The sequence below is a fragment of the Vibrio sp. Vb339 genome (assembly GCF_902751245.1).
GTDB classification, from domain to species: Bacteria; Pseudomonadota; Gammaproteobacteria; order Enterobacterales; family Vibrionaceae; genus Vibrio; species Vibrio coralliirubri.
The window spans coordinates 178,206-201,071 of sequence record NZ_CADDIS010000001.1; the positions used below are offsets into that span (position 1 = coordinate 178,206).

Genomic DNA, 22,866 nt, shown 5'->3' on the forward strand with positions numbered 1-22,866 from the left:
ATTATAAATTGAGGATGTGGATATGGAAATTGAACGATGCTGGATGCACTACCTAAAAGCTGAACAGTTAATGGAACAGGGTCACTGGCCTGAAGCACAGCGCCTGTATGGTGATGTTCTAACCTCACTTCCTCATCACATCCAAGATGCAGCATACCAAAGCGATATTAAGCCTTGCCAATTTGCCTGCCTGCTTGCCGGGTTGAGAGACGCGAGCGTCGCTCAATCAGAGATACTCAACCGATTAGGTCAGCACCAACAAGCCTTCGATACCTTGAATCAATCTTACGCTCTGATGCAATTTATCTCTCTTGAGAACACTGAGCTGATTCAACGTACCTTTGGGTTATTGGAAAAGCAGAGCGAAGATTTGCTCAATCACCTGATCGCTTTTTGCAGCGCTCAGCGCAGTTCGCATTGGATGCTCGAACTAGAACAAATTCAACGTGCTCATCACCATTTTGGGCAACTTAAAACAACGCCAGAAGTTCAATCTTCACCTAATGTCTTAAATTGATAAGGATATATCATGTCGGACCGGGCCATACTTAAAGTCAATAACCTCTCCGTTAGCTTCACAACCAATGATGGAATCATTGATGCGGTCAAAAAGGTTAACTTTACCCTTAACTCAAGCGAAACCTTGGCCATTGTTGGTGAGTCAGGTTCAGGTAAATCAGTCTCTTCCAACGCGCTTATGCGTTTGCTTCCTGATAACGCGATTATTGATCAACAATCAGACATCGAGTTTGAGGGGCAATCGATTCTTGGCAAAACCGAGCGAGAAATGCAGTCGATTCGTGGCGATAGAATCGGCATGATCTTTCAGGAGCCGATGACCTCTCTCAACCCTTACCTTCGTGTTGGTATTCAAGTGGCCGAAGCCATTATGTGTCATCGCAATGTATCGAAATCAAAAGCAAAACAGCGCGTGTTAGAGCTCTTCAATCTGGTTCATTTACCAATGCCAGAGCAGGCTTACACCAAATACCCGCATGAATTTTCGGGTGGTCAGTTACAGCGCATCATGATCGCAATGGCACTGATCAATGAACCGGATATTCTAATTGCCGATGAACCCACCACTGCATTGGATGTGACTGTTCAGGCGGAAGTACTTTCTCTTATCAAAGAGATTCAAGGCAAAATGGGTATGGCGATTTTGTTCATCACCCATGACCTAGGCGTCGTGAAACACTTTGCCGACCGTGTACTCGTCATGTGTAAAGGGGAATTGGTTGAAGAAGGGCAAACGCAAGAGCTGTTCGATAACCCTAAGCACGACTACACGCGCATGCTGATTAACTCGATTCCGAAAGGCGCTAAGGTTCCTGTTGAAGCGACAGCCCCAGAGTTATTGTGCGCTGACGACATCAGAGTTCAGTTCTTGGTCAAATCACACTTTATCAAGAGTAAAAGCCAGTACTTCGAAGCCGTAAAAGGCATTTCGTTGAATCTTAAGCAAGGCGAAACGCTAGGCATTGTTGGTGAATCTGGATCAGGTAAATCGACCCTTGGACGTGCATTAATCGGCTTGCTGCCAAGCAGCGGACGCATCGTTTACAAAGGCCAAGACGTCAGCTTATTGAACGACAAAGAACGTCACAAGCTTAAGAAAGATGTTCAGATGGTGTTCCAAGACCCTTATGGTTCTTTATCACCACGGATGACGGTTGGGGAGGTCATCACCGAAGGCTTAACGGTGCATCAACCTCATCTATCCAAGAAAGAGAGATTAGAAAGAGCTCGCAAAGCGTTGATTGAGGTTCGTTTAGAGCCAAACTCAATTAACCGCTATCCGCATGAGTTCTCTGGAGGACAAAGACAACGTATCGCGATTGCTCGCGCGCTGATTCTTGAACCTTCTTTTATTTTGCTGGACGAACCAACTTCGGCACTCGATCGCTCAGTCCAACTGACCGTGATTGACCTGCTCAAAGACATCCAAACTAAGCACAATATCGGCTTCCTATTCATCAGCCATGACCTTTCGGTCGTGAAGGCACTTTCAGATCGTGTACTTGTGATGCAGAAAGGTGAAGTGATGGAAGAAGGGTCTGCAGAAGAGATTTTTAATGCGCCGAAAAACGACTACACCAAGAAACTCATCGCAGCGTCATTCGATTTAGAAAATAATTCAGAAAAAAATGCCGCTTAAAGGGAACTAATCAACATTAACAGCGTCTTATAGGTACATTCTGAAAAAGCATCTAATGGATTGCACTCTAGAATGGATATAGCAAAACTGGTTTGGCCGCCAAAAGAGAAATGTCGCATGGATGCGACATTTTTCGTTTCTGGCGTATATGAAAAATCAACTCAATGATTCGAGTCACAGCCGCAGAGCGGCTTCCTTCAACTCGTTTTTGGACAATTATGTGTTATCGATTTTGCTAAATTAGCATTTAACAGATTACCTAGGGTATTACGAACTACCTAATCTGATGGCCAATTCCACTCATCCACTACAATAAAGAGTATTTCAGTAAGATGCTAAGTTGAAGCTTAAAAAACTAATACGTTCACATATCAAAAAATCGCCGAAAAGGCGATTTTTTGATTTCTATCTTACCTACTTTACCTAAGCATTTTTGGGAGCATCAGGAGCAACGCTTTTCTCTTTTGAGGCAAGACGCTTAAACAAGATTGGGCTTGCTAAAGAGAGTACCGCCATGACTAGCAAGGTGGCACTGATTGGTTGGGTCAAGAAAATCTCAATGCTACCATCGGACATGATCAATGAACGACGGAAATTCTCTTCTAATATGCCACCTAGCACGAGTGCCAGTATGATTGGGGTAATTGGCAAATCATATTTCTTCAATACGTAGCCCAACACACCAAAACTAAACATCACCCATACATCCACCACGCTATTGTTATAGCCGTACGAACCTACGACTGAGATAGCGGCGATAACTGGTAGCAACAATGCTTTAGGCGCAGAGATCACCTTTACCCACAAAGGAACACCTAGCAAGCCAACAACCAGTTGAACAATACAGGCAACAATCAAGCCCGCGAAGATACCGTAAACCATCTCCCCGTTCGTTTGAAACAGCAGTGGCCCGGGTTGAATGTCGTGCAACATAAGCGCACCAATCAGAACAGCGGCTGTCGCAGAGCCTGGGATCCCTAATGTCAGCAAAGGTACTAAAGATCCACCGACAACGGCATTGTTTCCCGCTTCTGGCGCGGCTACGCCTTCAAGGCACCCCTTACCAAACTGATCCTTCTTGCTAGAGAAGCGCTTGACTTCGTTATAGCAAATGAATGACGCGATAGTTGCACCTGCACCTGGCAATACTCCAATCACTGAACCAACTAACGAAGAGTGGATGTAGACTTTCCACATGCTGGCCAATCGACGCACCTTCGGCATCTTAAAACTCAGTTTCACAGGCTTAGAACTGGTCATTGTTTTCTCAATACCGGTAAAGACAGAGGTCATTGCAAATAGGCCGATGAGCGCTGGAATGAAGCTGATCCCATCCATCAATTTAGGGATCCCAAAGGTTAAGCGCTCTTCTCCGGTAAAGGGGTCAAGGCCAATGCTCTTTAGAAATAACCCTAAGAACATCACAATGAAGCCCTTTTTCAGGTTGTCACTCGCAAGGCTCGCAATGATGGTCAAACCAAATACCGCCATTGCAAAATATTCAGGAGCGCCAAATGACAATGCGACCTCAGCCAAAGGCTCTGAGAATGCGAACAAAACGATAGCACCAATGATCCCACCAATACTTGATGCGACTACCGAGGTAGTTAATGCCAATCCAGGCTCACCTCGCTCAGTGAACTTGTAGCCATCAATCATAGTCGCAGCTGCTGCAGGCGTTCCCGGTGTACCAATGGCTATGGCAGTAATAGAGCCACCATACTCACCCGCTAAATAGACAGAAACCAGCAGTAAAACACTGACCAATGGATCCATGCCAAAGGTAAATGGCACCATCAAGGCTACCGCAGTGGAAGCTGATAGACCTGGTAACACGCCGCACAATATTCCAATAACTACACCAGCAATAATGGCGACTATTGCAGGAAGTGAGGCAATGGTTGAAAATCCTAAAATTATATTATCTAGCATCAGTTAGCTCCCTAGTAGTCCAGCTGGCAATGGAATATTCAAAACAAGGTCGAAAACACAATAGAGCGCGCCTGTCACACACACTGCACTTACTAGCGTTAATTTCAAATTGGTGAAACCAGCTAAGAGTGGTAGAGCAATAAGTAGCACTGGTGTCAGCAGAAAGTAGCCAATCATATCGACCAAAAAGATATAAAGCGCTATAGCTCCGATCACGGCAATACCCGAAAGAGGAAATTGAGCCTTTACCTCAGTGGCATTTTTGCGAGTGAATAGTAAGCTTGCACAAAAGACCATAACGCATACCAGCAACAGTCGAGGATAGGTCGATGCCGCCAGCTCACCCGGTGATGTAGCTTCATCCATACCACCAAGCATTGAATATAGCATCGCGCTGATGCCTATCAAGGCTATAGAGAAAAAGCGATCTGACCCTAGTGAATTTGTCAGCGAGTTCATCATGAAATCTCCTTATAATGTAGGGTCTAAACCATCAGACCCTACTTATCTTTCATTATTTAGCCGTTTGCTCGACAACCAATTCTGCAAATTCATCACTGGCGAGGTAACCGTTGTACATCTTTGAGCTCGCTAGGAACTTGGTGAACTCTGGATCGGCAACGACCTTTTTAATCGCTTCATCTAGCTTGCTGACCACTTCATCAGGTACATTCTTAGAAGCCATCACACCACGCCAGTGCTCTGTCACAATGTCATAACCTTGCTCTTGAAGTGTCGCTGACTGCTCAAATGGTGCGAGCCTTTTTTCTGAAGCAACGGCAAGGACCTTTAGTTTTCCAACTTCAAAGTTCGCCATCATTTCACTTGGGTTCGCAATGGCCACGTCAATGTGTCCGCCAAGTACCGCAACAACGGGCTCTTTACCACCTTTGTATGGAATGTACTTCAGCTTCACACCGGCCTTATTGCTCAGGTCTCTAATCAAGCCTTCATCAACAGAGTTCGTGCTGTAACCACCAACCTTGATCTTGTTCGGGTTATCTTTGGCAAACTCCACTAAATCATTGACGGTATTGAATGGGCTATCCTTCGCTACTGTGATAACAAATGGGTCTTTTACCACTCGGCTAACGTACTTAAAGCTGTCGATTGCAATGCTATCGCCTGTCTTTTTCAAGCGTTGGGTCATGCTACGAGTGTTCGTCATAATCACATGCCCGTCGGCTTCTTGATTCAAGACGTAGCTCATTGCCACTTTGCCTTTGCCGCCCTTTTTGTTTACTACCGTAATAGGTTGCCCAAGGTGCTCTTCACCTAACTTAGCAATGTAGCGCGCCATTAAATCATGACCAGAGCCTGCGCTAGACCAACATACTAAGGTAATTGGTTTTTCTGGAAATGCAGCCATGGCTGGTGCGGAAATTATCGCGCTCAAAGAGAAGGCGACGGTTGCTAGGGTATTTTTCAGTTTCATAGTCTGTTCCTTTCGTTTCGGATTTCATTGAAAACAATATTGAAATCAATGAAGTTGACTTCTTAGTGGGCTTTCCGCCCTTATATTTATGCTTGCATTAATTCTGCTAGAACCGTGGCGTCTTCGAGTTCTAAAACGCGCCATGCGGTGTTGATTAGTCGAGCTGTGGATGAGTCATCAAGAACGCCTTCGCAGCATCCTCTTGCTTTTGTCTCAACCTCAGTATTGGTTAATGGGTTTTCCGGGCCACCTCGATAGCGCTCATCCGCATCACCAGAAACACTGGTGCCGTCTTTTAGCTGAATCTCGATGCTAGAGCGCATCTTGTCGAATCCTAACGCCTCGATATCGGCATCGAATTGAGTTTTGATCTGGTGCTGCATCTGCTGCATAGCTTCACCTTGGACAAACTCATCTTCAAATTCGACTTTCCCAGCCTTACCATTGATCGCGACCATAGCGAGAACAGCAGGCAGAGAGAATTTTGCTTCGAGGTGATTAGAGGCAATCGGGTAGCGGATAGGGTTTAGAATATTACTGCCAGCCCTTACGATGACTTGCTCAATATTCTCAGATTGTACCTTGTTCTCTTTTACCAGTTTCACCATTAGATCGATGGTTGGGTGGGTAAGAACACCACATGGGTAAGGCTTGATACTGACACCTGGTTCGATAATAGACCATGGCTTGCCGAAATTTTCAGATTCAATCTTAGACTGAGTAACGCCCCCTCCTTGCACGGCAAAGAAACCCCATGGTCCATCTAACGCAGCTTTATCTGCGCTGTAACCCTTGGCAGCCATAAGCGCGGCATTAATGCCATTTTCAGCAGCTCGACCAACGTGCAAAGGCTTGGTCATGGTGCCAAAGTTACAGCGAATGCCCGAGGCAAAAGAAGCTGCCATACCCAAACCACTGCGAAGCTGCTCACCTTTCAAACCCAGCAATTTTGCGGCAGAGGCAAAAGCACCGAACGTTCCAACCGTACCACTTGAGTGAAAACCACGTTTATAGTGTTGTGAGAACATCCATTCAGAAATCTTGGATTCAACCTCAAATCCAGTGAGAAATGCCAGCATAAATTGCTCACCAGATACGCCGCCAAGCTTCTGTGCAACGGTCAGTGACGCGGTTAATGGTGGAATGGTTGGGTGTGTAAGCAAACCATACACATGGTCAGGGTCTTTACTTACTTGCGAATCATCCCAGTCGTGTGCATGACCCGCCGTACCAAGTACCCGCGCAGCTAACGGAGCTGGTACCTTGATGCCTTGTGAGCCTATTAATAACGCATCTTCGACACCGCCGGTTTCAGCGACTAACTCAGCTTGAATTTGGGCGGTTTCATGATCGCTACCTGCAACATAAAGCCCAAGCCCATCGATAAGACATCGAATGCCCACTTCCATGGCCTCAGCTGGAATATCCGCCAAAACCACATCTTCGATAAAACAGGCTGCTCGCTCAGTAATATTGGTGTTTTCTGGGACATTGACGTATTTATTTTGTTGAATTGACATTAGGAATCCTCTCCTTAATGAAGACTGTCGCCTGTCGACAGTCGTGAGTGATAAAACAGGGAACATTCAAAATGCCCTGAGGTTATGGCTGAATTATTGGCTTAAGACTGGCTTTTTTTGAGCACACCTTTTGCGTCTTCTACATGGCTGCGTGCGAGTTTTGCCGCCTCTAGCGAGTCTCTGCGTTGGATCGCTAGCATGATATTTTCATGGTGAGATAACGAATGAACTAAACGATCTGGTTTTGAGAGTGTTTTTTGTCGAAACAAAGAGAGTTTTCGTAACACGAGTTCATACTGACCTATCAAAGATTGATTCCCTGATAACAATACAATTTGATGGTGAAACTGAAGATTCAGTGCAAAATATTCACTGGTATCATCATCCTTGACACACGCTTTCATTTTCTCGACAAGAACTGATAAGTCTTTGATTTCATTATCACTAGCGCGTAGTGCAGTTTGTTCTGCCGCAAATGCATCGAACACGCCACGAATTTCATAGAGCTCAATGGCTTCACTCAGCTCAACTTGGCGTACGTAAGTCCCCTTTCCCGTGCGCACTTCTACCATTCCGTACTGGGCAAGTTGGCGACAGGCTTCGCGAATTGGGGCTCTACTAATGTCTAAAGCATTCGACAAATAGCTTTCATTTATTCGTTCACCTGGTAACAATTGACCACTTAAGATCATTTGTTCCAATTGTTGCTCAACTACCTTACTTAATGATTGCTTCTTCAAGTTTTGTACTTGTTGGCTAAATAGGGTTTGGTCCATCTCGAAAACACGCTCTTGTTTTTAGTCGTCTGTCGACAGATTAGTGGTGTGTTGCGTAAATGTAAAGAAGATCTTTACATTTAATTTACATTTGATGTATTCCGGCGATTGCTTACACTAAAATCGGTAGGTATTAACTATAGGGAGCAGTTAAGGTGGTAACGCGGATTGTGAATTTATTTTTGTGACGACTTAATTACCAGCGTTGCTCAACCAATTTCAATAGTTGATGTGGCATAGCCGCAGTTCGAGTGCTTGCGTGGTAGGTTCCATTAATTAAACTTTTCACATTGCTTATCGTAATTTTAGCTTACTTGAAGCACAGGCGCTCTATGCCAGTACCAATGTAGAAATACAGAATTACCTCGGATCGAGGTAGAGTAAAGTGCATACATTTTTCGCTCGACCGAAACTGACCCGCACTAGCAGTTTTAGACACCGAGTTATGTGAGTATAATGGATCATTAAATTTGGCCTCCTCTTTGGAGGCTTTGTTATTAGCTATTTTAGGGAAAAGCCGGCTTACTTTTATTAACGCAATACACGGCTGTAACTCGTCCGCTGAAACGTCTATGGACAAAGAAGTGTCAACGATTTTTCTAATTTAGCTATAACTTTTGGTAGCCCCAAATGCAATTAAGCAAAACTGAACGCTGTCCCATATTTTCTATAGTCGACTACTATCCACCTAAGTTTGATTCAAAAACGTTTGTCATTAAGTCATAAGTATAGAACAATTGGTTTAAACTATAAGCCACATTAGGTACTAGCAATAGGAGCAATCATGCCTTGGGAAAAGTCTTTTAATATGGATCTTGCAATAGAAAATGCGATGCTTCTGTTCTGGGAAAAAGGATACACAGATGCTTCCATGTCCGAAATCTTAAAGGTAACGGGGCTAACAAAAGGAAGTTTCTATAACGCTTTTGGTAGCAAACAGGCTCTATTTATCAATGCCTTGCAGATGTACGGGCTAGGACGTAGGGATATCGTTATCAAACTGATAGAACTAGATTCACCCAAGGAAGCACTCGAAACTTTTTTTAGTCAGCTAATTGATGAGACCATCGACGACCAAAACAAAAAGGGGTGTTTCATCATTAACACGCTACTGCGTATAGATTCTTTTGATGTAGAAATCCAGAAGATCACCAAGAAAGGAATGAAGAACGCAGAGACTTTCTTTAAGCAAATGATAGAGCTGGGTCAAAGTCGTGGAGAGATTTCACAATATTTAATCGCTAGTGAACTAGCCACTTACTTTGTAAGTTCTATGGTTAGTATTCGCGTCCTAGGGCGAGGTACCTACAGTAAATCACAACTCGAATCTATCTCTAACCACTCTCTAGCAAACATTAGATCTTGACATGGGTAAAGCTCTATTATAGTTTAAACCAATCGGTACAAATAAACTCACACATGCGGTTCGCTAATTGAGTTGTACTATGTTTAGCTTTTAAAAGGCTAACCACTTGCTTAGGCTTAAGTGGTTTTTATTTGGGATTATTTGTACCAATCAGTACAAACAAGTGTCAAGGAGAAAAATAATGAATAAAATCACACTGATGATTGCTGCTAACTTCATCTTATCTGCACATGTAATGCCAGTAGCAGCTAACGATACGTTAAGTCAGGTACGTTATGGGCTAGAGTCTGTTGATAATATTGATATTTTCTATAGAGAGGCGGGCAACCCAAAGAATCCCACTCTTGTCCTGTTGCACGGTTTCCCATCATCGTCTTATCAATACAGAGAATTACTGAGTTCTTTAGGGGACGATTTTTATTTGCTAGCTCCTGACTATCCAGGATATGGCCATAGTGAGAAACCAGATAGTTCAGAGTACCGCTATACATTCAATAACGTTGCACAAACGATGGAAAAGTTTTTAGATCAACGAAAAGTAGATGATTACGTGCTGATGATCCATGATTTTGGAGCGCCTATTGGGCTAAGAATTGCGGCTAAAAACCCTAAAGATGTTGCTGGCTTTATCGTCATGAATGGCAATGCTTACGATGAAGGTCTAAGTGACATTATCAAAGGCAGCCTCAAGTCTGAGCGTTCATCAGATGATGAGAAAAAGAAAGTAAAAGGGTTAATGAGCCTTAATGGGATTAAGTGGCAGTACACCGCTGGTACACGCTCTCCTGAAAGTCTCTCTCCTGATTCTTGGACTTTGGATCATGCCATTATGAACCAGACCGGAGTTACAGAGCTTAATCTAGATATGATCTATGATTACAAATCTAATGTAGAACTTTATCCAAAATGGCAACAATACCTCCGCAGCACTCAGCCTCCTATGTTAATTGTCTGGGGTAAAGGCGATCCTATTTTTACCGAAGCTGGAGCTGAAGCGTACAAGCGAGATGTTGAGAACATTGACTACAACATTCTAGATACAGGACACTTCCCGCTTGAAGAGGACAGCGCTGTAATCATTGAAAAAATTCAGCGTTTCATGGAAGAAAGAATTAACTAGTGATCAATAACGTATTGCTCTAACTAAGTTAGTCGTGCTTCTTAATACCTAACCTACAAATAGGCAAAAAAATGACTATAAAATCAATCAAAAATATTATGACCACTCTAATTAATTCTGCGGTGAACTACGACCTCAATACTTTAAGCTCTATCTACCATGATGATATGACAATTTTGATGATTGATGCAGATGGCAATCTATCTACTTCAGATAAATCTAACTTCATGGCTATGTTTGAAACCATGAAAAAACAGGGGGTGGAGGTAGACTCTTGGGCACAATATAACGATATATCGGTCGGAAATGAGCAAGCTCATGTACTAATTACGCGCAAAAATAATCTTGCGGGTTACGACTCCATTCTCGTACTGAGTATCGACTTCATTTTCGAGCATAATCGCTGGCAAATTATTCGTGAGGTGATCTATGTACGACCTGATACGGGTGAATATCCTGGCGAAGAAAATATAAATAGTTATTCCACTTAGATCAAATTATCAAGTGTCACATTCGATCCAATATTCGTCGTTGTGCCACTTAATATCCTTTAATACATCACTTAGGACATATGAAAGGAAGATATCCGATGCGACTGATTATTACTCTATCGATGATACTATTCACCATGACATCTGCTCTGGCAAACACTCAGCAGGACGAATTAGACAGCCTTCACACGTTCAATAGCCTTTTCAATGAATACACTGTATCTAAAAATGTTGATGCACTAGTCAGTCTATACCATGACGATACTCTTTGGCTCGAACAACATAAACCTTTAGTAAAAGGGCAAGAGCCAGTTCGTCAAACCTTTTCCTTCTTAGCTTCTCATGATGCAATAAATCACCATACCGTAGATAAATTAATGGTATCCGATGACGGTTCACTTGCCGTCATGGTTGGAACAGCAATAGTCAAAGTAGAAGAGTTTAATCTCGATACTACGGGAACATTTCTCTTTGTACTGAAACCTGACGGCGATAGCTGGAAGATTGCGGCTGACATGTGGTATCAACACACTTCATCCGAACAAATAAAGTAGGAGTATTTGGAAAAACCATAGAATAGTATTTGCCTAAATATGCGCTAAGAAATTTAATGCATTAGTTTCATTTTACACACAACTGGAAATTTTTTGTCACGACCTCTCAGCATGTAACCATGAGCAAAAGTACGGTAATCTCAGTGGCACGATTCGCCACTGAGTAATTACGTTAACACCGAATGGGGCAGAAGTGTTTTAGCTCACCTACACTAAATTGAACAGTGTGAAGGCACAAATATCAGCTATGAGGATTGCTTTACTCAGCGGCATTCCGGCCATGGTTCGCATTGACATCAATACGAACCATCACGGGCGAACCACCTTGAGGCTTTTCTTGAAATTAACGATACAAAGACTTGGTCGACTCTCTGACAATTAAATCAATCGGAGGTAAACGAGCTTCATGCCTCTCGCCTGACAGCAAGTTCAAAATCGACTGAGCACACACCTCGCCAATCTCTTCAATTGGCTGCCTTAATGTTGTTAACGCGGGTGTGAAATACTTCGACGTTGGCAAGTCATCAAACCCAATAACTGACACATCTTCTGGCACTTTATAACCGTGATCGTGTAGCGCCTTAATCGCCCCGTAAGCGGTTTGGTCATTGGCTGCAAATAGAGCGGAAAAATGAACTTTCGACTCGATTAATTCAACGGTCTTCTCATAGCCAATTTCACTACTGAAGTCACCTTGTTTGACGAGTTTTGGCATCACTTTAATCCCCGCCTCTTGAAGTGCTTTCTTGTAACCTTCAAAGCGACTTCCCGAATCAGGTTGGCTTGAAAGACCCTTGATATGAGCAATGTTCACGTGCCCTTGTTGCAGTAAGTGAAGGGTCGCCATGTAGCCGCCCAGCACATTATCAATGTTGATCGTGCGGATGTTGTCATCAATGATGTCATACCCCACCGCCACGACAGGGATGTCTTGTGCATATTTGGCGATATCTTCTTTACTCACGCTTCCGGTCACAATGATCATGCCATCAACATTACTTTTCGCCAGATACTCCAGTGCATGTAATTCCAGTTTTTTCTGCCAATGCCCTGTCGCAATCACCAAAGAATAACCCTGAGCTATCAGGGTTTTCTCCATGTCGTTGAGGATACGACTGGTATAGGGGCTGTCAGGGTGTTGCACCAATACGCCTATCGTGAGTGAACGGCGATTAATGTTTTCCTGCATTTGAAAATTCGGTTTATAGCCGGTGTCTTTGATTGCCTGCTCGATGTTCTGACTTTTATCATCCGACACATAAGTGGTTCGATTAAGAAAACGAGAAACCGTGCTTGGGGAAACACCAGCAAGTCTCGCTACATCGTATACGGTGGTTTTTTTAGTTTTAGTGCGCATTTCGATACCCTAATCCAGTGACATTTGGGGAGCCCGAAAGCTCCCCATCTATTTCAACCTGCATACCACTGCTTTTGTTGAAACTCGTGTCATTTAGTTAATACATGTAGGCGAAAATCATCCCCGGTCTGAAATAACGACCTGCGGTATATTTCAACCCAGTGCTCAGTAGCCATTTGTGAAGAACGATGGCTTGCTCCGCTGAGATTTCGCCTTGCAGCATACTAACAAATTTATCACTGTCTTTAGTCAGGCTAGGACTCACTCGACCGTCAGATAGCACACACTTTTGTAATTTAAGGGCAGTAAGCCACTTTTTCGCATCACTTTGTGACAATTTAAAAGATTCTGAAAGATCTTCCTCGTCAAATGAGACTGAGCAGTTGAACCCTTCTGGCGCTGCAAATGGAATTTTTGAATAGTCATACAGCGCGGTATACACGGTATCCATCAATGTTTCCGCTTGCTGAGATTTACCCGCTAGGCTCAAGGCTGTCGCGACACTAAACTGCACGCCAATCCACACATCTTGCGCTTGGAACGCTTCATGCGGTGAACCGTCGGCCAGCGTCATGTTCGCGACACCAAGCTTAGGGCTATTGATCACAAAGTTGTGCTTATAAACATAATCTAGGGCGCGTTGGATATTCTCTTGCGGGAAAATGCCTTCTAGTCCGATTAACTTTAAATAGCTGTCTGCCAATAAAGCATCGCCAAAGCTGTTGTCTGAATCAGGTACTAAATCTAAGTAGTCTTGTGTAAAGGCTTGTGGCGCGGTCTCGCTCAATAAGCGCTTCTTAGAGACTCTTTGAGACACCTTGCTGATGCTGATTGAAGTATCTGTTTCATTGAGATACTCATTGAGAATGTTCTTATCGGCAATCGCATCGCCAGTCAGTGAAAGCCCTAAGGCGTCCAAGTCTTTGTAGCCCAGACCTGTTAAATGCTTAGCTTGAACGGGAGTGACGAAGAAGTGGTAGTAACCCTCTTTGTCATCCCACAAGCTTTGCTCAACTGTTGCTAACGCCTTTTTCGAACGCGTTAAGTAACCGCTAGCTAGTTCGCTTTCGCCCATCAATTGTGCAAGCTCACTCGCGGCTTGTAGGCCAGCAACCCACAGGCTCGCACAGTAAATAGAGATGCCGTGAGACGCGAGATTATCGAAGGTATCGTCTGTACCACGGGTGAGCGGTAAATCATCGCCTTCAGCAATCAAATTCGATAAGAAGTCGATACTCTCAGTGACAGCCTGCCAGCACTCTTCAACCACAGAAATATCTTGTGTGTTTTGATAGTGGCGGTACACCATAAGAATGTATTTCGGCGCTAGGTCCTTCCATTCTTTCACGTTGTGCCAGCTGTAAGCATCGGGCTGGATGTCGAACGGGCTGCCCAAGTCGTGGATTACCGCGCCTCGAATGGCACGTACGCCTTGGTATTTATCATCAATCAATTCGGCATTTGGTGTCGCTTCGTATTCCCAGTATCGGCGCTCGGTAAAGTCTTCGGCCAAAATAGCTTTCGAGAACTCTTTCATCACGCAGCCATCAAGCTCAGGCAGCAAGTAAAGCAGAGAGAATGAGCCGTAGAAATACACATCCAGAGAGTTAAAGAATGGGTAATCGACACACTCTTTCACCAAGAACTTGTCTTCTTTATCCCATACCGTTGATTCGGCTAGGAAAGACAATGAATTCATCGCCATCGTCGCATAGCGCAGTGCCGATTCAGGCTGCGAGATCTTGCTTTGAGCTTGCTCTAAGAAGGCCGTTTGTTGCGCGACGATCTGTTGCTCAATGGTTTCGAGCTTTGGCAACATGTCTTCTAACATCGGCAGAGCCGGTTGCGTTTGAGGGTAGAATTGCGTGTAAGCCTTGTCTGAATGCCAGCCATTAAGCATGACTTTACTGTGAGCCATCACCTGGGCAAAACGCAGATCAACAGACTCACCCGCTTCCAATTCAACCTGAACCACAACCAATGCGCTCAACGCTTCACGCCCTGTGTAAATTCCTGTTTGGAATTCCGCGTTGGTACGGCCTGTTTTCAGTGCGAACTCTGTTTGTTCCGCTGTCTTAGAGGTATAAAGCGTTGGCTTGACAGAAATCGAAACCTTGCCAGATTCTGTCAGTTGATTATCCGCTTGAACACCAAACACCACTTCACCTTCAATATCGCTTTTATAAGGCGATTGGCTGGTCAGTTGAACGCCAGTAAAGCTGCGACTTTCACCCTTTACGTTAACCGTTTGATGCTGCTGAGCAATTGGGTTTTGAGACAAGGTACACGCCGAATCTTGAATGCCATCACGACCTTTTTGATAGGTTGAGCCAATCAAGTTTTGTAGCGGCTGAGCAAGCGTAATCACACGTGTTTGCGATGAATCATTGGTTAATTCAAAGTGATTCCAGTGCATAGGCAAAGAACACAGTCGTTTGTCCTCTTTAACGATCGGAGAGACTACCTTACGCTTTATTTTAATATCATCGAAACTACTATATTTATATTCAGCCAGTGGATATAAAGCTTGATATTCTATATCCCTACCATTAACACTACCTGTATCATTATTTTCACCCGCAGTAAGTGATAATAATCTCGTTGTGTCATTAATTAATAAACCATTAAAGAAATCCAAGGCGACATATAATTGACAAATAATCGACGATGAATCTTCTTCAATCAATAATTGAGTCTTATTTGAAAACTCAACGTTCCACTTTATAAAGTTAGATTTATTATCTTGGTAGAAGTGACCATTTTTCAATGCCGCGCGAATGTGGTTAATCGCATACGACATTTCTGCGCTTTCAATCTTCTTACCATCAAACAAGGCAGGATAGAAGTTTAGGTGAACACTCAGCTCTTGTTCATCAATGACTTGTAGCGTATCGATGGTTGGCACATCCATCACCGACGCATAAAAATCATTAAAATTAACCACTTGCTCTGAGCAATCAACAAATATACCTGGAATAAAACTGAAGTTCGGCGTGTTACCATTTGGCGTCAGTGTAAATGTGTTACCAATTCCGCCTACCGCCATGCCAGTGTTTTCTGGCGTAGTAGAAATTGGCGTGTACCAAGGTTGAATAAATTCAACTGCATCACCTTTTTTGCAAAGATGTTCTGAATTTCCTGAATAGCTTGTATATGGAATTTTATTATTCATTTTAAAACCGCCATTGAATATTTTTTTCTTCTTGTTAATATCTTTTTAAAATGGAGACATCAACATGTTTAAAATTATAAATGAAAAATTTGGAAATATTGACTCAGTCACATTAATAAACAACCAACATGGTATAGAACTTCAAATAATCAATGGATTTGGCGCTGTTATAAATAAATATATTGTCAACAACAGTCCATTCTCTTTTATTTGTGGTTATCAGAATTATGATGAACTGATCAACCAACATCCGTTCTTTTCCCGCAGTGCTAAATTATTCCCTTTTCCAAACCGTTTAAACTTGGGTCGTTACAGTTTCGATGACCAAAACCATCAACTCCCAGCTAACTTTCCTTGGTCTGATCACGCCGTACATGGCCGGCTCTACAACCAACCGTTTTCAATCACAAACAGCGTAGTCACTGAAGAATCCGCCAGTGTGACATTGCAGTATCAAACGTCATCATTGCATCCTGCTTTCCCGTTTTCTTTCAGCCTTGATGTCACCTTCACGATCTACGTCACGGGCAAGCTTACCTCTTCAACAACCGTCTCTAACCTTGGTGATTCAACCTTCCCATTCGGTGATGCTTGGCACCCTTATTTTTCACTCGGTAGGGAACTGGCACAATGCGAACTGTCCATGTCACCGTGTACCGAAGTCATACATGTGAACGATCTACCCAATGGAGAAAAGCGCGCTTTTGACCGTTTATCTTTGGGTGATTCACTCACCAATCAAAGCTTGAATCACTGCTTCCAATTTGATTCCAAAACAACCAATCAACTTACGTTTACACGTTCAGATTTGTCTGCCGCTATTCACTATCAACAAGATGCGAGCTACCCATTCGTTCAGCTATACACGCCCACGAGTGAGCAAAGTATTGCAATAGAACCAATGACTTGCCCTGCTGATGCATTCAATAACCAGATTGGCCTACTGACGCTTGCCCCGAACCAATCTCAAACCTTCATTTGGCAATGCCAAGCAACCTATCAACCTAAATAACTAAACCAAATCAAGGCAGCCGCTGAATGCGAAATCAGCCCCCAGAGAACGCATTGCTAACGAAACAATTGCAACGAAAGAACCAAACTAAAGAAGTAATAAAGGGCGCATAACGCGCCCTTCTCTTTGTTAACCTAAAACCACCTCGATGATGTGCTCACCAGAGGTAAACACTGGCGCTTTATTACCTGAAATCAGGTCACCATTGACCTTCATCTCAACCACGCCCTTACACACGTTATTCGGGTTAGTGACATGAATATGATAAGTCGCACCACGGAACTGACGACGGACTTTGAACTCTGGCCACTCAGCCGGAATACAAGGGTCCACCAGCAAGCCATCCACTTCAGGACGAACACCCAGAATCCATTGTGTACCTGCAACGTATGTCCAAGATGAAGTACCAGACAGCCATGCATTACGACCTAGGCCGAACTGTTTATGTTCGTCGCCCAAGATGTTTTGTGGGTAGCAGTATGGCTCAGACTCAAAGGTATCGATGTCGTCGTTCTTAGAAGCCGGGTTAATTTGACGATAGTACTCGTAAGCACGTTCACCGTTGCCCATTTTAGCTTCGGCGATCATCACCCATGGGTTTGAATGCAAGAAGATACCGCCATTCTCTTTAGCACCTGGTGGGTATGTTGATACGCCACCTAGCTGTGGATCAAAACCGTTGTAGCCCGGTGTTGAAAGCTTGATGCCATTGGTAGTGTTTAGTTTGTTGTAAACCGAATCCAGCGCCTGAGTAGCACGATCTTGAGTCGCAAAACCAGAAATCACAGGCCAGCTTTGACCGTTAGTGTAGATCTGCCCTTGCTCGTTCTTGTGAGAACCAATTGGTAGGCCTTGCTCATCAAAATAACGAACAAACCATTCGCCATCCCAACCACACTCATTCACCGTGCTCTGCATCTGTTGGTACTGATCTTTAAACTTAGCCGTCAGTTGCGCTTCGCCACGTAGCTCACACAAGTCCAACATGTCGAGCAATGCTTTGCCGTACATGTTCGCCACCATCATCGACTCAGCACCCGTTGGCAGGTTCACCGTGTCATTCCAGTCAGCAAAACCTAATAACGGTAGGCCATGCTCACCGGTGTTGGTGTAAGTAAATTCAATCGCGCGGCATAGGTGATTCCAAACCGTTCCCGTTTCGACTGGGTTACCCGCTTTGTCTTTTTGATAGAACGGGATCGCTTTATTCAAGAAGTCTGCATTGCCCGTTTCTTTCACGTATTGAGTCACCGCGTAGATGATCCACAGGTGATCATCGCCGTAGTAATCAGGGCGATCTTCTTCTTCGCGTGAATCACCCGCGTTCGCTTCCATCGTTGATGGGAAGAACTGGTGCATCGCTGAACCGTTAGTGTTCTGAACTGAAAGCAGACGCTCGATAAATTCGCGCGCTTCCTCAGGCATATGTGTAATAACGCCCAATGTATCTTGCGAAGAGTCACGGAAACCGATACCACGAGCACCATAGCCCAGCTGGTACAGAGACAAGTAACGAGACCAGTTCTTGGTTGTATGGCACTGACGTGGGTTGTGTACGTTAAGCATCGAGTTCATAGCTGGATCTGGCGTTTCAACCTGAACCGCTTGCAAGTATGTGTCCCAGTGCTCTGCCAGTTCAGCGAAAGCCGAGTCAACCACTTGGTGGTCGCGATATTTAGCTAATAGAGGCAATGCTACTTCGAGGCTCTCTTCTTGTGCGATTTGTACAACCGTGCGTTCTGTCTGCTCTGGAGATAACCTACCTAAGCGCAGATTTAATGCGCCAATGTTGTCGCCACGCAGGCACTCAGTATTGCCAAGCTCGTCGTTGTCTAATGCCTGTGGTGCTGCCCATGTACCGTAGCCCAAATTGCCTAAGAACGATTGGCGATCACCATCAAAAGACGTCGCAGGGCGATCCGCTGTCATCAAGTTCACCGCATAATCGCGCTTCATAAAGGCGTACTGCTCAAGCACGGTATGACCCGACTCTTGCTGATGAGCTTTCAGCGTCATGGTTTGTGGAACCCAATCGGCATTCAGTAGCTGTTTGAGCGCATCGAAGTGTGTGAATTCGTACACAGGCACCACATCAACGTGTAGCGCTTTGTCTGAAATGTTGGTGACCTTGATGTCTTGTAGCAGCACTTGGTCAGCTTTTGGCACAAAGAAGGTCGCTTCACAACGCACGCCAAATGCTTCTGCAATGATGGTGGTGTAAGACAAACCGGTGTGGTTTTCAAACTTATCCAGCGGCTTCAAGGTTGGTGTGTAAAAAGGTGAGAACACCTCTACGTTGCCCGCTTCATCACGCACTTTTAGGTAAAGGGTCGAGCCTTTAAAATCAGAGTTTGGCAGTTGTGCAATGTACTTGGTGATGCGGTTGAGTGCAGGATCGCCCTTACACAACAGCACACCGCCGTTGCTATCAACAATGCCACCGAAATCTAATGTGCCGACATAGTTACACCATTTGATCGGTGTGCACGGTGTGGTTGCTACGTATTCTTTGTTTTTATCGTCAAAATATCCGAATTTCATCATCACTATCCCTAGCCCCTCCCAAATCAGGAGGAGCCAAAACAATTTGTCGTAAGTTGGTTGGTGTCAGCTCAATGACTGATTTGAATTGACTGGCTAGCTCGTAATTGACTAGCTCGCTAGCGAGTTCTCACTCAGTGCGTCAAACAGGTGGAAAGCATCCAAGTCCAAGTAAAGTGTCAGCTCTTTCACATCCACTTCAGCGGCTTGGGTTTCAACCATCAGCGGTTGACCACCAATTTCTGTTTTCAGAAGAATGCTCGCGCCAAGTAGTTCCTTGTCTTTAATTTTCACAGGGAATGGCAGTACGCGATCGTGGTCGACTTGCTCAGCACGAAGGTGGATATCTGTTGGACGAACACCAAAGTGAAGCGCTAAGTTTTTAGAGGCCAGAGACTTAAAGCGATCTGGCAGTGGGATATGAACATCACCAAGTTCAACGAAGTATTCGCCTTCTTTTTCAATCAGTTTGGCTTCCAACATGTTCATTGATGGGTTACCAATGAATTGCGCGACAAACTTGTTAGCCGGGCGTTGGAACACCTCGGTTGGCGTACCAACTTGAGCCACATAACCATCTTTCAAGATCACGATGCGATCCGCCAATGTCATCGCTTCGATTTGATCGTGGGTCACGTAGATCGTGGTGGTTTTAAGCTCGCGGTGTAAGTGTTTGATCTCTTCACGCATCACGCCACGCAGTTTTGCGTCTAGGTTAGATAGCGGCTCATCAAACAAGAACACTTTTGGTGTACGAACCATCGCACGGCCCATTGCTACACGCTGACGCTGACCACCAGAAAGCTCTTTCGGCTTACGACTAAGTAGTGGATCAAGTTCTAGCATTTTCGCCGCTTTTAAAACTTCTACGTCGATTTCAGCTTTCGGCATGCCTTTCAGTTTCAGGGCAAACGCGATGTTCTCGTAAACGGTCATGTGTGGGTACAGAGCGTAGCTTTGGAATACCATCGCCAAGTCACGGTCTTTCGCATCGACTTTATTCATCAACTTGCCGCCAACCACAATGTCACCAGAGCTGATGCTTTCAAGGCCAGCAAGCATGCGTAGCGTAGTCGATTTACCACAGCCAGATGGGCCAAGAAAAACCACGAACTCACCGTCTTCAACCGTAAAATCAAACTCTTTTACAACTTCAACGTCACCGAATGATTTTTTGATGTTCTTAAATTCTACTTTAGCCATTATCTGTTCTCCTCAGCGCGCTCTAGAAGCATATTTCGGTACGCAATTGCGCTCTGTTTCAGTGTTCTTTCTTGAGTGGTGTAATCAACGTGGACGATGCCAAAACGCTGGCAGTAGCCAAATGCCCACTCAAAGTTATCCATTAGGCTCCAAGCGAAGTAACCATCGACTTTCACGCCAGCTTCAACTGCGTTGTGAACCGCTTCGATGTGACCTTGGAAATAACGAACTCGTTGGTCGTCCATCACTTGTCCGTTAATACGCTCGTCGTTACCTGCTGCACCGTTCTCTGTGATGTAGATTGGTGGCATATTTTCGTAACGCGCATCCAGTCTTACCAATAAATCGGTTAGACCTTGTGGGTTAATCTCCCAGCCAATGTAGGTGTGTTCAGCATCGGTTTGTTTCACCGATTCAATATCGCCATTCTCGTTAAAGCGAGCGACATTACGTGTGTAGTAGTTGATGCCTATGTAATCGACCGGTGCGCTGATAATGTCTAAATCACCTTCAAGGATCATTGGCATGTTCATCGCTTGACGTTCAACCACCAGCTGTGGGTACTCACCTTTTAATACTGGGTCGATGAACCAGTGGTAGTTCTCCGCTTCGCAGTAGTCGGCCGCACCTTGATCTTGTGGCGTCAGTGGGTAAGCCGGCGTCGCGTTGAATACCACGCCATGCTTAGCGTGAGGTGCATTGTTACGAAGGAGCGGCATTGCCAAACCGTGAGCCAACATTAGGTGGTGAGATGCTAAGTAGCCCTCTTTCTCACCCTTGATACCCGGCGCATGTTCGCCCCAACGGTAGCCTAGAAATGCAGAAACAAACGGTTCATTGAGTGTGGTGTATACGTCGATGTTGTCACCAAAGTATTTACTCACCACTTCTGCGTATTCAGCGAATTTATAAGACGTTTCACGGTTTAGCCAACCGCCCTTGTCTTCAAGGTATTGTGGAAGATCCCAGTGATACAAAGTCACATACACCTTCATACCACGAGCATGACACTCATCGATGATTTGACCGTAAAACTCAAGGCCTTGCTGATTCACCACACCGTCTTGCGGCAGGATGCGTGGCCAAGCAATGGACAGGCGGTAAGCATCAACGCCTAAGCCTTGAATCATTTCGATATCTTGTTTCCATAGGTGGTAATGATCACACGCCACATCACCATTGTCGCCGTTATCGACCTTGCCCGGCTTCTTACAGAAAGTGTCCCAGATAGACGGTGTGCGACCGCCCTCTTCAACGCCGCCTTCAATTTGGTATGAAGATGTCGCGACACCGAATACAAATTCCTTACTGCGTAACTTTGAATCACTTGGAAGTTGAAATTTATTCATTGTTATAACCCTTAAACCTAACCTTTAACTGCGCCGGACGTTAAACCACTGATCATCTGTTTCGATGCGAACAGGTAAGTAATAACGAGTGGTAAAATTGAAATTGTGGTACCTAGCATTACCGCGCCCCATGGCGTATTCGGAATACCTTGAACGCTTCGTAGCGCCTGTGTAATCACGTAATTATCTGGGTTGTTGAGCACCACGAGAGGCTGCATAAACATGTTCCAGAAGAAGACGAACTGAACAATCGCAAGCGTTGCTAATGCCGGTTTCATCAGTGGCAGTACCACGCTCCAGTACGTTCTAAATTCGCCTGCACCATCTAGCTTCGCCGCTTCTAATAGCTCTTTAGGAATTGATGCAATCACGTGCTGACGCATCAAAAAGATACCAAATGGTGTGGTGGTGAACGGTAGCCATACCGCCATGTGGTTATCCAGCAAGCCTAAGAATTTCACGATCATGAAGTAAGGGATCAAGCTAAGCACAGGCGGAATCGCCATCGAGCCAACCAGCATGCCGAACAACACGTTCTTACCGCGGAACTTAAACACAGCAAATGCGTAACCACCCATGCTACAGAACAGCAGCGAGATGGTGGTGCCTAAGAAAGCCACGTAAATCGAGTTAAACATCGCTTTCCAAAACGGCATGATTTCCAGCAGTTTTGCGTAGTTGATTGCCAAACTATCGCCAATGGCAAAGCTGATACCCGAACCAAATATTTCCGAACGATCACGTGTTGAAAGCAGAGCTGACCACACAAACGGGAACACCGTAATGATTGCAGAAACAATCAGTAATATGCCGAGCATCACCATCAAGATCTTAGTCATGATGTACATAGTGCGTTCGCTTGGCATTAGGCCACTTAGTG

At 44.6% G+C, this 22,866-nt stretch carries 18 protein-coding genes; 7 read left to right on the forward strand and 11 right to left on the reverse strand.

Annotation, left to right across the window (positions count from 1 at the left end):
• Window positions 1–22 precede the first annotated feature (22 nt).
• Both HRQ85_RS00830 and HRQ85_RS00835 read left to right on the forward strand, forming a co-directional pair.
• Window positions 23–517: a hypothetical protein gene (locus HRQ85_RS00830; RefSeq protein ID WP_086774615.1), complete on the forward strand. Its 495-nt coding sequence runs from the start codon at window positions 23–25 to the stop codon at window positions 515–517.
• A gap of 12 nt (window positions 518–529) precedes the next feature.
• Complete coding sequence (locus tag HRQ85_RS00835) at window positions 530–2,158, forward strand: ABC transporter ATP-binding protein (RefSeq protein ID WP_172378401.1); 1,629 nt, start codon at window positions 530–532, stop codon at window positions 2,156–2,158.
• A 423-nt stretch (window positions 2,159–2,581) separates the two neighbouring features.
• Here the strand turns inward: HRQ85_RS00835 and HRQ85_RS00840 are convergent, their stop codons facing one another.
• The 5 genes from HRQ85_RS00840 to HRQ85_RS00860 all read right to left on the reverse strand — a co-directional run bounded on the left by HRQ85_RS00840 (window position 2,582) and on the right by HRQ85_RS00860 (window position 7,785).
• On the reverse strand, window positions 2,582–4,090 hold the full coding sequence (locus HRQ85_RS00840) for a tripartite tricarboxylate transporter permease (protein WP_172378402.1): 1,509 nt from the start codon (window positions 4,088–4,090) through the stop codon (window positions 2,582–2,584).
• A 3-nt stretch (window positions 4,091–4,093) separates the two neighbouring features.
• Window positions 4,094–4,552 (reverse strand): tripartite tricarboxylate transporter TctB family protein, encoded by a 459-nt coding sequence (locus tag HRQ85_RS00845; protein ID WP_172378403.1) that lies wholly within the window; start codon window positions 4,550–4,552, stop codon window positions 4,094–4,096.
• A gap of 52 nt (window positions 4,553–4,604) precedes the next feature.
• The gene (locus HRQ85_RS00850; RefSeq protein WP_172378404.1) at window positions 4,605–5,525 is read right to left on the reverse strand and encodes a tripartite tricarboxylate transporter substrate binding protein; all 921 of its coding nucleotides are present in this window, start codon (window positions 5,523–5,525) and stop codon (window positions 4,605–4,607) included.
• A gap of 86 nt (window positions 5,526–5,611) precedes the next feature.
• On the reverse strand, window positions 5,612–7,045 hold the full coding sequence (locus HRQ85_RS00855; protein WP_172378405.1) for an MmgE/PrpD family protein: 1,434 nt from the start codon (window positions 7,043–7,045) through the stop codon (window positions 5,612–5,614).
• Window positions 7,046–7,146: 101 nt separating this feature from the next.
• Window positions 7,147–7,785, reverse strand: a complete 639-nt coding sequence (locus HRQ85_RS00860; protein WP_172378406.1) for a GntR family transcriptional regulator — start codon at window positions 7,783–7,785, stop codon at window positions 7,147–7,149.
• Between the two features lie 820 nt (window positions 7,786–8,605).
• Between HRQ85_RS00860 and HRQ85_RS00865 the strand changes: the two genes are divergently transcribed.
• The 4 genes from HRQ85_RS00865 to HRQ85_RS00880 all read left to right on the forward strand — a co-directional run bounded on the left by HRQ85_RS00865 (window position 8,606) and on the right by HRQ85_RS00880 (window position 11,352).
• Window positions 8,606–9,187: a TetR/AcrR family transcriptional regulator gene (locus HRQ85_RS00865; protein WP_172378407.1), complete on the forward strand. Its 582-nt coding sequence runs from the start codon at window positions 8,606–8,608 to the stop codon at window positions 9,185–9,187.
• Window positions 9,188–9,368: 181 nt separating this feature from the next.
• Window positions 9,369–10,307, forward strand: a complete 939-nt coding sequence (locus HRQ85_RS00870) for an alpha/beta fold hydrolase (RefSeq protein WP_216655497.1) — start codon at window positions 9,369–9,371, stop codon at window positions 10,305–10,307.
• A gap of 71 nt (window positions 10,308–10,378) precedes the next feature.
• The gene (locus HRQ85_RS00875) at window positions 10,379–10,798 is read left to right on the forward strand and encodes a nuclear transport factor 2 family protein (RefSeq protein ID WP_172378408.1); all 420 of its coding nucleotides are present in this window, start codon (window positions 10,379–10,381) and stop codon (window positions 10,796–10,798) included.
• A 98-nt stretch (window positions 10,799–10,896) separates the two neighbouring features.
• Window positions 10,897–11,352 carry a YybH family protein gene (locus HRQ85_RS00880; RefSeq protein WP_172378409.1) on the forward strand — a complete coding sequence of 152 codons (456 nt, stop codon included), beginning with the start codon at window positions 10,897–10,899 and terminating at the stop codon, window positions 11,350–11,352.
• A 343-nt stretch (window positions 11,353–11,695) separates the two neighbouring features.
• On the opposite strand, the gene HRQ85_RS00885 is transcribed toward HRQ85_RS00880, so the two are convergent.
• Entirely contained in the window at window positions 11,696–12,709 is a 1,014-nt protein-coding gene (locus tag HRQ85_RS00885; RefSeq protein WP_009846159.1) for a LacI family DNA-binding transcriptional regulator, read from the reverse strand.
• Between the two features lie 97 nt (window positions 12,710–12,806).
• On the reverse strand, window positions 12,807–15,881 hold the full coding sequence (locus HRQ85_RS00890; protein ID WP_172378410.1) for a GH116 family glycosyl hydrolase: 3,075 nt from the start codon (window positions 15,879–15,881) through the stop codon (window positions 12,807–12,809).
• 64 nt (window positions 15,882–15,945) lie between these two features.
• Between HRQ85_RS00890 and HRQ85_RS00895 the strand changes: the two genes are divergently transcribed.
• Window positions 15,946–16,893, forward strand: a complete 948-nt coding sequence (locus HRQ85_RS00895; RefSeq protein ID WP_172378411.1) for an aldose 1-epimerase — start codon at window positions 15,946–15,948, stop codon at window positions 16,891–16,893.
• A gap of 129 nt (window positions 16,894–17,022) precedes the next feature.
• Here the strand turns inward: HRQ85_RS00895 and HRQ85_RS00900 are convergent, their stop codons facing one another.
• The 4 genes from HRQ85_RS00900 to HRQ85_RS00915 all read right to left on the reverse strand — a co-directional run bounded on the left by HRQ85_RS00900 (window position 17,023) and on the right by HRQ85_RS00915 (window position 22,852).
• Window positions 17,023–19,437 carry a GH36-type glycosyl hydrolase domain-containing protein gene (locus tag HRQ85_RS00900; RefSeq protein ID WP_172378412.1) on the reverse strand — a complete coding sequence of 805 codons (2,415 nt, stop codon included), beginning with the start codon at window positions 19,435–19,437 and terminating at the stop codon, window positions 17,023–17,025.
• A gap of 108 nt (window positions 19,438–19,545) precedes the next feature.
• Complete coding sequence (locus HRQ85_RS00905) at window positions 19,546–20,637, reverse strand: ABC transporter ATP-binding protein (RefSeq protein WP_048611927.1); 1,092 nt, start codon at window positions 20,635–20,637, stop codon at window positions 19,546–19,548.
• Window positions 20,637–21,986, reverse strand: coding sequence for a GH1 family beta-glucosidase (locus tag HRQ85_RS00910; protein WP_172378413.1), 1,350 nt, complete (start codon window positions 21,984–21,986; stop codon window positions 20,637–20,639). The genes HRQ85_RS00905 and HRQ85_RS00910 overlap by 1 nt, the downstream gene beginning before the upstream one ends.
• 17 nt (window positions 21,987–22,003) lie before the next feature.
• Entirely contained in the window at window positions 22,004–22,852 is an 849-nt protein-coding gene (locus HRQ85_RS00915) for a carbohydrate ABC transporter permease (RefSeq protein ID WP_172379327.1), read from the reverse strand.
• Window positions 22,853–22,866: the final 14 nt, after the last annotated feature.

What these genes read in the sequence shown, in the direction of transcription:
- HRQ85_RS00830 (WP_086774615.1), top strand. Translation starts at nt 23, where the DNA reads ATGGAAATTGAACGATGCTGGATGCACTACCTAAAAGCTGAACAGTTA.
- HRQ85_RS00835 (WP_172378401.1), top strand. Translation starts at nt 530, where the DNA reads ATGTCGGACCGGGCCATACTTAAAGTCAATAACCTCTCCGTTAGCTTC.
- HRQ85_RS00840 (WP_172378402.1), bottom strand. Translation starts at nt 4,090, where the DNA reads ATGCTAGATAATATAATTTTAGGATTTTCAACCATTGCCTCACTTCCT.
- HRQ85_RS00845 (WP_172378403.1), bottom strand. Translation starts at nt 4,552, where the DNA reads ATGATGAACTCGCTGACAAATTCACTAGGGTCAGATCGCTTTTTCTCT.
- HRQ85_RS00850 (WP_172378404.1), bottom strand. Translation starts at nt 5,525, where the DNA reads ATGAAACTGAAAAATACCCTAGCAACCGTCGCCTTCTCTTTGAGCGCG.
- HRQ85_RS00855 (WP_172378405.1), bottom strand. Translation starts at nt 7,045, where the DNA reads ATGTCAATTCAACAAAATAAATACGTCAATGTCCCAGAAAACACCAAT.
- HRQ85_RS00865 (WP_172378407.1), top strand. Translation starts at nt 8,606, where the DNA reads ATGCCTTGGGAAAAGTCTTTTAATATGGATCTTGCAATAGAAAATGCG.
- HRQ85_RS00870 (WP_216655497.1), top strand. Translation starts at nt 9,369, where the DNA reads ATGAATAAAATCACACTGATGATTGCTGCTAACTTCATCTTATCTGCA.
- HRQ85_RS00875 (WP_172378408.1), top strand. Translation starts at nt 10,379, where the DNA reads ATGACTATAAAATCAATCAAAAATATTATGACCACTCTAATTAATTCT.
- HRQ85_RS00880 (WP_172378409.1), top strand. Translation starts at nt 10,897, where the DNA reads ATGCGACTGATTATTACTCTATCGATGATACTATTCACCATGACATCT.
- HRQ85_RS00885 (WP_009846159.1), bottom strand. Translation starts at nt 12,709, where the DNA reads ATGCGCACTAAAACTAAAAAAACCACCGTATACGATGTAGCGAGACTT.
- HRQ85_RS00890 (WP_172378410.1), bottom strand. Translation starts at nt 15,881, where the DNA reads ATGAATAATAAAATTCCATATACAAGCTATTCAGGAAATTCAGAACAT.
- HRQ85_RS00895 (WP_172378411.1), top strand. Translation starts at nt 15,946, where the DNA reads ATGTTTAAAATTATAAATGAAAAATTTGGAAATATTGACTCAGTCACA.
- HRQ85_RS00900 (WP_172378412.1), bottom strand. Translation starts at nt 19,437, where the DNA reads ATGATGAAATTCGGATATTTTGACGATAAAAACAAAGAATACGTAGCA.
- HRQ85_RS00905 (WP_048611927.1), bottom strand. Translation starts at nt 20,637, where the DNA reads ATGGCTAAAGTAGAATTTAAGAACATCAAAAAATCATTCGGTGACGTT.
- HRQ85_RS00910 (WP_172378413.1), bottom strand. Translation starts at nt 21,986, where the DNA reads ATGAATAAATTTCAACTTCCAAGTGATTCAAAGTTACGCAGTAAGGAA.
- HRQ85_RS00915 (WP_172379327.1), bottom strand. Translation starts at nt 22,852, where the DNA reads ATGCCAAGCGAACGCACTATGTACATCATGACTAAGATCTTGATGGTG.